The 13,141-nt window shown below is 31.5% G+C and carries 10 protein-coding genes; 6 read left to right on the forward strand and 4 right to left on the reverse strand.

The annotated features are described in order from the left end of the window. Positions 1-101: 101 nt before the first annotated feature. The 3 genes from GFU93_RS02920 to GFU93_RS02930 all read left to right on the forward strand — a co-directional run bounded on the left by GFU93_RS02920 (position 102) and on the right by GFU93_RS02930 (position 3,305). Entirely contained in the window at positions 102-1,721 is a 1,620-nt protein-coding gene (locus tag GFU93_RS02920; protein WP_160567089.1) for an aldehyde dehydrogenase family protein, read from the forward strand. A gap of 371 nt (positions 1,722-2,092) precedes the next feature. Further along, positions 2,093-3,004, forward strand: a complete 912-nt coding sequence (locus GFU93_RS02925; RefSeq protein ID WP_160567092.1) for a DnaJ C-terminal domain-containing protein — start codon at positions 2,093-2,095, stop codon at positions 3,002-3,004. Positions 3,005-3,017: 13 nt separating this feature from the next. Continuing rightward, a complete protein-coding gene (locus GFU93_RS02930) occupies positions 3,018-3,305 on the forward strand; it encodes a chaperone modulator CbpM (RefSeq protein ID WP_160564244.1) in 288 nt (95 codons plus the stop codon). A gap of 98 nt (positions 3,306-3,403) precedes the next feature. On the opposite strand, the gene GFU93_RS02935 is transcribed toward GFU93_RS02930, so the two are convergent. After that, positions 3,404-5,209 (reverse strand): TonB-dependent siderophore receptor, encoded by a 1,806-nt coding sequence (locus GFU93_RS02935; RefSeq protein ID WP_160567095.1) that lies wholly within the window; start codon positions 5,207-5,209, stop codon positions 3,404-3,406. An 88-nt stretch (positions 5,210-5,297) separates the two neighbouring features. Between GFU93_RS02935 and GFU93_RS02940 the strand changes: the two genes are divergently transcribed. The 3 genes from GFU93_RS02940 (at position 5,298) to GFU93_RS02950 (ending at position 9,403) form a co-directional block, all read left to right on the forward strand. Beyond that, positions 5,298-6,812, forward strand: coding sequence for a PLP-dependent aminotransferase family protein (locus GFU93_RS02940; RefSeq protein ID WP_370456871.1), 1,515 nt, complete (start codon positions 5,298-5,300; stop codon positions 6,810-6,812). Positions 6,813-7,126: 314 nt separating this feature from the next. Next, positions 7,127-7,984: an aldo/keto reductase gene (locus GFU93_RS02945; protein ID WP_160541893.1), complete on the forward strand. Its 858-nt coding sequence runs from the start codon at positions 7,127-7,129 to the stop codon at positions 7,982-7,984. A gap of 282 nt (positions 7,985-8,266) precedes the next feature. After that, entirely contained in the window at positions 8,267-9,403 is a 1,137-nt protein-coding gene (locus GFU93_RS02950) for a glycosyltransferase family 4 protein (protein ID WP_160567101.1), read from the forward strand. Here GFU93_RS02950 and GFU93_RS02955 read toward each other — a convergent pair. From GFU93_RS02955 to GFU93_RS02965, 3 genes are read right to left on the reverse strand one after another with little or no spacing between them, the layout of a single operon-like run. Further along, positions 9,400-10,425 carry an FAD:protein FMN transferase gene (locus GFU93_RS02955; RefSeq protein ID WP_255448637.1) on the reverse strand — a complete coding sequence of 342 codons (1,026 nt, stop codon included), beginning with the start codon at positions 10,423-10,425 and terminating at the stop codon, positions 9,400-9,402. The two genes, GFU93_RS02950 and GFU93_RS02955, sit on opposite strands and share 4 nt — an antisense overlap. A 26-nt stretch (positions 10,426-10,451) precedes the next feature. Continuing rightward, a complete protein-coding gene (locus GFU93_RS02960; RefSeq protein ID WP_160567106.1) occupies positions 10,452-12,650 on the reverse strand; it encodes a PepSY domain-containing protein in 2,199 nt (732 codons plus the stop codon). A gap of 4 nt (positions 12,651-12,654) precedes the next feature. Beyond that, a complete protein-coding gene (locus GFU93_RS02965) occupies positions 12,655-13,137 on the reverse strand; it encodes a DUF2271 domain-containing protein (protein ID WP_160541889.1) in 483 nt (160 codons plus the stop codon). Positions 13,138-13,141: the final 4 nt, after the last annotated feature.

Consider the following 13,141-nt stretch of genomic DNA (forward strand, 5'->3'; position numbering starts at 1 on the left):
TAAAAATAATCATGACGAAAAAAAATAAACTTATTATCTTTGCAAACGCTAATTAGCTTGAAAGTAAATTTTTTCTTGCTCAATAAATATAATTAAGTATTATGAATCAGAACTTAATAAATTTTTTTCCAAAAGAAAATGAAATTCCTGAACATTTTCGACTTCAAAACGAAATCTCTCAGAAAAGAGTATTGATCGATGGAGAATTTATTGAATGGGAAGGTCCATTTCAAGAAGTTTATTCTCCTATTTATACCCGTTCAAACTCTACAGACGAGTTAGTACAAACTAAATTAGGCAGCTATCCAATCTGTACTTCTAAAGAAGCTGAAAAAGCCTTACAGGCTGCTTTAAAAGCTTTTAACGGAGGAAGAGGAGAATGGCCGTCTATGTCTGTTTCTCAAAGAATCTCTGCGATGGAAAATTTCATCGTTAAAATGGTTGAGCAAAGAGAAAAAGTAGTAAAATTACTAGTTTGGGAAATTTGTAAAAGCTATAAAGACTCCGAAAAAGAATTCGACAGAACGGTTGATGCAATAAAATGTTCTATTGAAGCTCTGAAAGAATTAGATATAAATTCATCTCGTACAAAAACAGATGAAGGGGTGGTTGCTCAGGTTAAAAAATCTCCTTACGGAGTTGTCCTTTGTATGGGCCCTTACAATTATCCGTTAAATGAGACTTTTGCGACTTTGATACCTGCTTTATTAATGGGTAACACTGTATTGTTCAAACCGCCGCGTCGTGGTACATTATTGTTTAAACCTTTATTAAATGCCTTTAAAGAATGTTTTCCTGCAGGGGTTATCAATACTTTATACGGTAGAGGTAAAGATGTTATTCCTACTTTAATGCAATCAGGTAAAATTAATGTATTAGCATTTATCGGATCCAGTAAAGTAGTAAATGGAATGATTAAAGAACATCCTAATGCAAACAGTCTTCATTCCGTATTAGGATTAGACGCCAAAAATGCGGCTATTATCGACAAAACTGCTGATATCGATTTAGCGGTTAAAGAAGCTATTTTGGGTACTTTTTCTTTCAACGGACAAAGATGTACGGCTTTAAAAATACTATTTGTACACTCTTCAATTGCTGATGAATTTAATAAAAAATTCACTGAGGAAATATCTAAATTGAAAGTGGGAATGCCATGGGAAGATAATGTAACCATTACTCCGTTAGCTGAACCGGATAAACCACAATATGTTCAAAAATGTATTGATGAAGCTTTAGAAAACAACGGTGAAATTATTAATAAAGAAAATGGAGGAGGACAAATTTTAAATTCATTAGTTAGCCCAACCGTAATTTATCCGGCTAATGAGAAAATGAATCTATTATATAATAATGAGCAATTTGCTCCTATCATTCCGATAGTTCCTTTTGACGATCTTGAATCTCCGATTAGCTATATTACCAATTCAACTAAAGGACAACAAGCAGCCATCTTCAGTAATGATGAAGATACTGTATCTTATCTTGTTGATGCCCTATGTTGTCAAGTAGGTAGAATCAATATTAATGCTCAATGTCAACGTGGACCTGATACGCTTCCTTTTAACGGTAGAAAAAATTCAGCTTTAGGTACTCTCTCAACCATTGACGCATTATATGCCCTATCTATCGACTCTGTTGTAGCTACCAAGGATACTAAATCAAATGACAATTTGATTGACTCTGTTATAAAGAGTGGTAAATCTTCAAGATTAAGCTAATTTGAGGTTTTTTATCTTATAATATCAATTATTTTATAAAATGGAACCATCTATCTTCGTATAGATGGTTTTATTTTTTTTAAATATGCTAAGCTTTATTAAAAAGGAAAATTCATACATTCAAAAATTTATATCATTAATCGATCATTTCCTCTTACCTCTTATTTATCTTTTCAAATGCGGGACTCCGTTTTAGTTAACAATATTTTTTATTCTGTTAGATTTATAATAAGTTTAGTAAAAGTTTTCAATAGTGAAGTTAAACTGCATATCCCAGATAAATATATGACAAAGTGTACTTTGGTTTAGAATTTGTACCGATACATTATACACGAAATATCCACGAATATAAAAAATTTGACTTACACTATATGGCATATATTGATTATTATAAAGTTTTAGGATTAAGTAAAAATGCTTCTCAGGATGATATCAAAAAGGCATACCGAAAATTAGCCCGAAAGTACCATCCGGATTTAAATCCTAATGATAAAGAAGCTAATGTAAAATTTCAGCAGATTAATGAAGCTAATGAAGTTTTGGGCGATCCCGAAAAACGTAAGAAGTATGATCAATACGGCGAAAATTGGAAACATGCAGAACAATTTGAACAAGCACGTCAACAACAAGGAGGCGGTGGCGGTCAATACTATTATGACAATTCCGGTAACCCTTTTGAAGGTTTTTCCCAAGGTTTTGGTACGGAAGGTTTTTCTGATTTTTTTAGTGATCTTTTTGGTGGAAGAACCGGTAGAACTCATCGAAGAAGTTCTCAATTTAAAGGGCAAGATTATACCACAGAATTACGTCTTTCCTTGCGAGACGCAGCAACCACACATAAACAGACTCTTAACGTCAACGGTAAACAAATACGTATTACCATTCCTGCAGGTATTTCTAATGGTCAGCAAATAAAATTGAAAGGTCAAGGGGGCCCGGGTGCAAACGGAGGGCCTAACGGAGATTTATATATTACTTTTAATCTTTTGGAAGATCCTAAATTTAAAAGGTTACATAATGATTTAACCACTACTGCAGAAGTAGATCTTTATACAGCTGTTTTAGGGGGAGAAATAACCGTTGATACTCTGGATGGTAAAGTTAAACTCAAAGTGAGTCCGGGTACACAAAATGGAACTAAAGTGCGATTGAAAGGTAAAGGATTTCCTGTGTATAAAAAAGAGGGAGAACATGGAGATTTATTCGTGATTTACCAAGTAAAAATACCTACTCATCTTTCTGAAAAGCAAAAAAATTTATTTAAACAATTAGCAGAATCATAAAATTATCTGATACATGAAAAATGATTTGATAACTATAGAAGAATATTCCATACATTATAATGTAGATGTATCATTTATTGAGGATTTAGAAAATTTGGGTATTATCCATACCGTTCAAAAGGAGGAAATAAAATACATTCCTTTTGATATTCTTTCCGATTTGGAATCTTATTCCAGAATGTTTTATGACATGGATATAAACCTTGCAGGAATTGATGCTGTAAAAAATTTACTCTTTAAAATACGTAAACTCCAACTTGAGATGACCGAACTTAAAAACAGGCTTAAATTTTATGAATAAATAAAAATATTCTGTTATTTAAAAATTTAATTTAGCTTTATTAATATAATAGCCATACATTTTAAAAATGTATGGCTATTAACATATATGTACAAACTTTATAAAAAATTCTTAAAAATTACTCCTCCTTGTATCCATCTACCCGGCATAGGTACCAAATTTGATTCGGTATATTTAGTATTGAGTATATTGGTCATTTGGATGTATAACTGTAAATGATTGGTTTGATACATAAGACGATCATCCAATAAATGGTAATCATCTAAGTTTACTCTGTCATTGTATCTATAAATTATTTGATTGGATATATTCTTGAGGAGTTTATGCTCTACTTTAACAACCAACTGATGTCTTAAATTATCTAATGAATATCTAGAGTACGCTCGGTCAGAATATTTTAAATTTTTATCCAAATAGGTATAACCTAAATTGATTGATTTTATGAAGAGTGCCGTAAAAGAATAATTAAAATCAACTTCTACACCATCCGTATTTATTCTTGAAATATTTTCGGGTTTCCATTTACCTTCTTCACTATCTTTTGTCCAATCTATACTTTTTCTTGATTCCCTTCTAAAAAAGCTGATGGTAGTTTTTATATTTTTATGATTCAATCGATATCCCAATTCATAAGACAAAGCATTCTCCGGTTTTAAATTAGTATTTCCTTCTGTGACCGGATCTGTATAATTAAGATCTGTATACGTAGGAACTCTATAGGTTTTTCCTAAATTAGCAAATAATTTATTTTGTTGGTTTATACTGTATCCAATATCAATTCCCGGATACCAAAAATTCCCAAAATCCGAATAGTCGGAAAAGCTAATTCCCGGAGTAATATCCAATCTGTTTTTAAAAAACATAAATCGATGTTCCAAAAATGCAAAATAAACTGTCCGATGATTTTCACCTAAATTATTGGAAGATAAATATTCCTTTCTAAAGTCCAATCCAACGCCAGTGATTCCTAAAGAAGATGAATAGTTTGTATTGGCTTCGATTCCTGCGTTATTACCTATATGAAGGTTTCTATATTTTGATGGATTATGTCTTTCGAAAATATATTCGTCTTGGGACCTTCTCCAATATGCATTGGATTCCCATTTGAATTTACCTGATTTTTGATTCCAACCAATGCTAACCAAGGAAGTTTGAATCGCTTCGTATTGATCTTTTGCTAATGGGGATGAATAAAATCCGTTAGCTCCAAATTTTTTATCAATAAATCCTCCTTGTAAACGAAGTTCTCCCCCGTTTAATTTATACTGATTCTGATACCATACATTTTTAACTTGATAATCTGTATTGTAACGATATCCATCAGATTGTGAAGTTTCTGCTTGAATAAAGTGAGAAAATTTTTTTCCTGAAACATTTAATGATGCACCTAAAGATGTCGTATTAAAATCACCTAAAGATCCTGAAATTGTTATATCATTCTTGGTAGACGGACGAGTAACAATATTAATAGCACCGGCATATGCATTTTGTCCAAAACGACGAGCAGCAGGACCTTTAATTATTTCAATTCGTTCAATGGATGCTAAATCTATCGGAAGATTCATGGTATTATGTCCGGTTTGGCTATCATTCATGCGCATTCCATTGATAAGAATTAATACTTGTTCAAAAGAACTTCCTCTTATACTAACATCGGCTTGTATTCCATGCGCTCCTCTTTGTCTTATATCTATTCCTGAATAATAAGAAAGAACTTCTTCAATACTGGAGGCAGGCATAGCTTTGATTTGTTCTTTCGTAATTATCTGAACATTTTGTGAAGTTTTGTTAAAAGGTAAGGAAAGTGTTTTCCCTTGAATTACAACTCCTTCAAGTTCTTTACTCTCCTGCGCAACCAGTACTAAACATATAAACAAGGCAATAATTGAATAAAATAGTTTCATAATCTATAGTTCACAGCAAATTTTCGCAGTAGTTAGTTAAAATTTATTTTTATAACAGTTAGTTTATACAAAAGTAGTAACTTTCCGGATGATAAACTATACCAGTTTTATTATTATGACTAGTCCGGATTTACTACCTTATTATAGCTTGATACATATCGACCGAAACGCTAAAGTTTCTGTATATCTTCAAATTACCACTCAGATCATCAATGCTATTCAAAAAGGTTATTTAAGTATAGGTACGAAACTTCCCGGAACGCGTATTTTAAGTAACCTTATTCATGTAAATCGCAACACGATTGTTAAAGTATATGATGAATTGCATGCACAAGGATGGATTGAAGTTCATCCCAATAAAGGCAGTTTTATCATTCAAAAAGACAATGTGACTAATAAAAAAATTAAATCCATATCTAAAGATTCTCTGACTCATTATCCTTCTAAAACGGGATTTTCATATAGAACTTCCAATTTATTGGATAACCCCTTTGAATCTTCAACTTGCTCATGGATGTTAAACGATGGAGGACCCGATACTCGACTTTTACAAATGAATACCTTGTCGAGCCTCTATTCATCGAACCTTAAAAGAAAAAGACATTTTACTAAAGGAAATAATGAAGTTCCTGAAAAAAGTGAATATCTAAAAAAAAACTTATCTAATTTTTTAAATCTATCTCGGGGATTACATATTTCACCAAAAAATCTTCTTATCACGCGAAGCATCGAAATGGGAGGTTATATAGCAGCAGAATTACTTATTACCCCAAAGGATATTGTATTGGTCGGAGAACCTAGTTATTTTCTGATCAATATGATTCTGCAAAAAGTTGGTGCAGATATAATAACCATCCCGGTTGATGAAGAAGGCATTTCTCCGGATGCTGTTAAAAAAATTTGTCAAAAAAGAAAGATTCGTATGTTATATATAACTCCACACCATCATTATCCAACAACGGTTTCATTAAGTGTAAAACGTCGTATGGAATTATTGGAATTATCTCAACAGTATGGATTTATTATTTTAGAGGATGATTATGATTATGATTTTCATTACGAAAACAATCGGATTCTGCCTCTTGCCAGTGCAGATACCTCTGGAATGGTCGTTTATATCGGTTCGTTTGGAAGATCTTTAGCCCCGGGATTCCGTAAAGGCTTTGTGATCGCTCCTGAGAATTTAATTTTAGAAATGCAAAAATTATCGAACATGCTTGACAGGCAAGGAGATATTTTTATGGAATATGCTTTGGGCGAACTTATTGAAGAGGGCGAATTTAACAGACACTTGAGACGAACCTCTGCTATTTATAAAGAAAGAAGAAATTATCTGGCATCTTTATTAAACACTCATTTGAAGGATTATTTAAATTTTTCTTTGCCAACCGGTGGATTGGCTTTCTGGACACAATGGAATTCATCGGTAAATTTGATGAAATTACGAGAGTATTGTCTAAAGGAAGACTTGCTCATTCCTAAGTCTTTGCTTTATCAAACCCACAATTTATCTGCTATGAGATTGGGATTTGGAAGTTTTACCACAGAAGAAATGGAGGAAATCATCTATAAAATCAAATCAGCTTTATTACGTTTAGAATAAAATAATTACCTAGATTTACTATAAGTTAATCATTTAGTAAAAAGTTTTATAAAAATTATGTTTGAACTTGAAGATATTTTCTGGTTTGGTACTTTTCGATTGAAAATTTTTAAATATCTCGAGCAATATCCAGGAGAAAACTTATCATCCTAAATTGAAACATTCCTAAACCTAAAGCTAACGCTATGGTAGATTTTTTCATATTTTTTAACTGCCTGTTTACTAAACAAAATTATAGGAAATTATTCCTTATTCCACAGTTTCCGGCAAAAAAATATTTATCGTATATTTGTTTAAATTATAATACAGGAATCATGAATATAACAGATATTTCAGGAACAACTACTCTTTCCAACGGTGTAAAAATGCCTTATTTGGGTTTAGGTGTTTATAAAGCTGACGGAGGACAAGAAGTAATCACTGCTATACATGATGCCTTAGATGCTGGATATCGTCATATTGATACGGCTGCTTATTATTATAATGAAGAAGGAGTTGGAAAAGCCATCCAATCTGCTTCAATTCCTCGTGAAGAAATTTTTGTAACTACCAAAATATGGTTCAGCAGACAAAGATATGAGGACACTTTTAAAGCATTTGATGAATCTATGGAAAAACTTGGTCTTGATTATCTTGATCTATATTTAATCCATTGGCCTCATCCGGATTTCTATTTGGAAGCATGGAAAGCAATGGAAGAATTATATAAGGCGGGTAGAATACGTGCAATAGGTTTATGTAATTCTTTGCAGCATCATATACAAAAAATCATAGATTTGGGACAAACCGTTCCTATGGTTAATCAAATGGAATTCCACCCCAATTTAGTGCAACAGGATTTATTGGATTTTTGCAAAAAAAATCAAATTCAATACGAAGCTTGGTCTCCTTTAAAAAGAGGGGCTTTGTTTAACGATCCTTTACTTTTAGAATTAGCTCATAAGTATAATAAAAATGTAGCACAAATTATTATTCGATGGGATTTGCAAAAAGGGGTAGTTACTATTCCGAAAAGTACAAAAAAAGAAAGAATTATTTCCAATGCTGATGTTTTCGATTTTCATTTAAGTGATGAAGATGTAAAAAAAATAGATTCTTTAGATTCCAATGATCGAACCGGAGCTCATCCCGATCATTTTTTGGAATATTTTGCTAAAAAGGGAATCAAATAATCCAACTATCATATAACTCTTTTTTTAAAAAACAATTTATTCGAACTCTAAAAAATATATCAATTTTTTTGGATTTTAATTATATATATCGAAATATTTATTAATTCTTTTTTATAAATACTATTTCTTATAACCTTGAATTTGCTTTATAGACAAAATGTATATACTTAATGTTAGAGTAAACTTTCCTATGTTAAAATTCAACTAATTACAGCTAAAAAATATTTGCATAATATTGTATAAATTTTTTAGACGTTATCGTAATTAAAAACCAATTCCTAAATGAAAATTGCATACTGTATAGGTAACATTCATAATTCCGGAGGAATAGAACGTGTGATTTCAATTAAGGCCAATTATTTGGTTGACAAAGGCTATGAAGTTCATATTGTCGTTATTTACCCATCTTCTCAAAAGCCTTTTTTCAACTTTGATTCCCGTATTAAATTTCATTATTTGAATTTGGATTTTGAAAAAGATAGGGGATTGAAAAAACATATTAATTTTAAAAAAAATAAAAAAATTTTTCTTCAAACAATCGGAAATCTTTTTCAGGAAATTAAGCCCGATATAGCTATTTCCACTTTTTGTAAGTACTCGAAATATATTTTTGAGTTAAATGATGGAAGTAAAAAAATTATTGAACGACATTTCGCTAAATACAAACGTGCGCAATATTATTCAAAATTGGATAATTATTTTCTAGGAAGAATCATAACGTATTTATACCGTAAAACAGATTATGATATTGGTAAGAATTTTGACCGATTTATAGTTTTAACGAATGAAGATAGAGAATCCTGGGGAAATACTCTTCCCAACCTTGAGGTAATTGAAAATCCACTTACTATATTACCTAAAACTCATGCATCTCTTGAAAATAAAATAGTAATTAGCTTAGGCCGATTAAACCAGCAAAAACAGTTTGATCATCTTATTGAAATATGGAACACTATTGTTCAAAAACATCCGGATTGGAAATTGTTACTATATGGTAATGGTGAGAAAAAAAGAGAGCTTGAAGAAATGATTGATCGATTAAATTTAAATTCCAACATTGAATTACATCCGGCGACTTCGGATATAAGCTCTGTTTTGCTAAATAGTTCCATTTATGCTATGACCTCTAAATATGAAGGATTTCCATTAACATTAATTGAATCTATGGTTCATGGAGTCCCTCCTGTTTCCTATACCTGCAAATGCGGACCTAAAGAAATTATCCATGATGAAGTAGACGGATTATTAGTTCCTTTTAATGATAAAGAAATTTTTGCTCAAAAACTATCCTACTTAATAGAAAATGAAAGTATAAGAAAACAAATGGGAAAAGCGGCTTCTGAAAATATTCTGCGTTATTCACAGGATATAATCATGCAAAAATGGATGAATTTGTTTCAGCGTTTAGTAGAAAGTTAAAGTCGGGTTGCAGACTTTATTTTTTTATTATAAAATTCTACTTTTGTTTTAAAATACTTTGACTTACGAATTTTCCCCGTATCTGTAATAATGAGGCAACTATAATCCGGATATTGGTTAATGAGTTTGCGTCCGGCTTTTACTCCGAGTACCATTATTGAGGTACTGAATCCATTGGCCGTTTCTGCATTCGGACCTATCACACTAACACTTTTAATTCCTTTTACGGGATATCCCGTGCGAGGATCGATAATATGAGAATATTTTTTTCCTTCTAATTCGATATATTTTTCATAAGAACCGGATGTTGTGACGCATTCATCTTTAAGTGTAAAAAAACCTGTAATGTCCGAAGGCTCAAAGGGATTAATTATTCCAATGTTCCAATATTCTCCATTAATTTTATGCCCCCAAACACTTATATCTCCTGATGCATTGATTATTCCCGCTTTTACATTATTTTTTACCATTAGTTCTTTTGCTTTATCAGCTGCATATCCTTTTCCAATGGATCCAAATCCGATTTTCATTCCGGGAAGCTTTAAAAAGAGAGTAGAGTGTAAAGTATCTATAATGATATTTTTATAGCCTATTTTTTTTATGGATTCTTTGATTTGCTCCTCTGAGGGCACTTTTTTCATTGAACCGTCAAATTTCCAAATTTTATCCATAGCTGCAAAACTTATATCAAATGCTCCTTCTGTAATCTCTGAAATTTTAATTGCTCTCTGGGTAAGTTCCAATACTTCTCGATCTACTTTTACGGGTTGTATACCTGCATTTTGGTTAACCTTTGAAACTTGCGAATCAGGCTTCCAATCCGATATTAAATTTTCAATCCGTACTATTTCATCGATAGCCTTATCTATGTATTTTTCTGCTTGTAGGGAATCTTCTGCTAGTATTGAAAAATCAAATTTACAACCCATTAAAGTTGCTGTGCGGTTTCGTTGTACTTGCGAATTAATGTTTATGTAAGATAATACAAATAATGCTGCCAATAGTACATACTTCCCTCTCATATATTTACTATTTTTCTTGAAATTCATTAATAACAATCGGTTACAATTTGTCCTTTTCTTTTGTAATCATTACATTTTTTTAGGCTATCTACAAAAACTACCTCATCCAAGACTTTTTCTACCTCCAGTTGCATTTGCAAAGCTCCACAAATCATGATTACTCCTCCCTCTTCCAATAAATTAACAAAAAAATTTCTGTCATTTTGAATTAAATCCATCACATATTTATTTTCTGTATCTGATGAATACGAAAAATTATATTGTTCTAAATATCCTTTATTCATTTGTTCCTTCAAAAAACAAATATATTGATCTACCATTTCACTTCGCTGTCTGAATCCGCAATACAAATAAGTTTTAACTTTGGTTAAATTTTGATCGATCATTCCTAAAAAGGGACCTATTCCTGTTCCATTGGCAATCATAACCACTTTATTTGCTTTTTCGGGAAAATGAAAAGAGGTGTTAGTTAAGATTTTCCCGTATATGGTATCTCCTTTTTTCCGATTTATTAAATATTCTGACGCCAAGCCGTTCGGATAATATTTTATTGATAACTGTATGTTATGATTGACTTTAGCTATGGAATAATATCTTTCCTTATTGTCTTTACAAGGATAAATAGCCAGGATATCGCCTGAAGTAAATTTTTGTTTACCGGGATGTATTTGTACTATAAAAGTTTCTTTAGAATCATTGGGTATGTAAACCTCCTCTATTTTCATTTTTATACGATTCTTAGGTTTACTTGTATAAAATTTAGCATCAGCATATAGTTTGATACCCGTTTTATTATTCCATTCTTTTATCCATGTTGTAAATTCATCAATTGATTGGTCGTTTACTGTATGCAAATCTAATATCGGTTCGCTCCATGCCTCTTTTTTGATTTGTTCGTCTACAGTTTTAGCAAACAAACAGTAATCTTCATAGGACTTTGAACCAAACCCTACTACACTGAACTTAACGTTTTGGTTTTGTGGATTTTCTTTTAGAAGTGTTTCGAATTTACGCGCATTTGAAGGAGCTCCTCCCAGTCCATAGGTTGAAGTTAAGATTAATATATATTCCGCTTTTGGAAATACTTGGTACTTATTAAGCTCTGTTAGATAGGATCGATAATTTTGCGAAACCATTTGTTGATGAATTGAATGAGCCAAGTTGAACGTATTTCCATTTTCTGATCCTACCAAAAGTATAATTTTACTATCTTCAGGGAGGTATTTATTTTTAAAACTACGTTTTCCCCTTTTCCAAGTTATGGTAAATCCTGAAACTATAAAAAACAATATATATACACCGGCTATAAATAGAATGACAGCCCATACCACATGGGTTCTGCCGGTATGAAGGTCTAAACTTAGAGTTGCTAATTTTTTTGAAATCGGATCATTAATTTGAGAGACAACAGCTCCTGTTAAAGGACTGACGGTTAATTCTTTATCTTTTAATTTTAAAATAAAATATTCGTCGGGATCATCGAAAAAAGGAAATTCTATTTTACGAACTTCTGAAAGTTTAATTTGTGAAAAAAGTGGGATATCTTTATATAATAGTTTCTTTGTTGTTGTTTGATCTTGAACGGAATTATAAATAATTTTTTCACCTTCTTTGGAAAAAAAATGAAACCTGTCTAAACATAGATAACTTCCGGTTAATGAAATTATACCAATAGGTATAAGCAGTACACGTCCAAACAAAGTATGATAATATTGAGAAAAAGATGCTTTTTTTATTTTTGAAAAAAAATTGCTGAATTTTTTCTGTCTTTTTATTATAAGTATGCTTCCCGAAGTTGCTATTAAAAAAAGTAAAAATGAATTAATACCCACAAGTATGCGTCCGGTTTCATGCATAAACAGGGATCTATGTAATGAGGTAACCCACAAGATAAAAGAATTGTTTTTTTGTGGTTTTCCTATGATAGTTCCCGTTTTAGGGTTTATGTATCCTACTACCTCCTCCCCATCCGTATCGGTACCTTGTAATTTTACAAACGATTTTTCATTAATTTCCAATTCTGAAATTTCCTGAAAATTAGATTGTAATGCTGAAAGAGTTTGCGCAATACTTATACGATTTAAATCATGAATACAGTATGGTGACGTATTTTCTTCAATAGTATAAAAAGCAAGTATGGATCCCGTTATGGAAGCCATACTCAAAAATATGAAAGAAACTAATGCTAAAGTTAAGTGAGCATATCTCCAAATGGAAAGCGTCATTGAATTATTGAATCTTACTTAGTCTCACATAATTTATATAACCCGTTCCGGATATTTTACCCGTAAAGGCTTGAGAATTTAAAGGAATTTCCAGATCTTTTACATAATAATTTTGATCTTCAACAGCGGTTTCAAATCGGAGTTTATATCCCTTATCAATTTTAGAATCTTCAATTTCCAACGTGGTTATGCTACGGTCTCCGCCGGTTACGGATGCTCCGGTTTTAGCATCTATAGTTTTCTTTTTTGAATTGTATTTATGCCATTCTTTTAAGGTATTATACCATCTTTTATCTTCTCCCATTATATATAATGTCTTTTCATATTGACCTTGCGGAGAAATTAATGATACTACTATGTAGGCACCTTCTCCTATATAATTATTCATTTGAAGTAGACATTTATATTTATGAGTCTGTGCATGGCCCATAAAAGGTAACAACATTAGAAGTAAACTGTAAGCTGCTATTTTAATATTCATCTTCATAATA

It is taken from the genome of Apibacter sp. B3546 (assembly GCF_009827885.1).
Lineage (GTDB): Bacteria > Bacteroidota > Bacteroidia > Flavobacteriales > Weeksellaceae > Apibacter.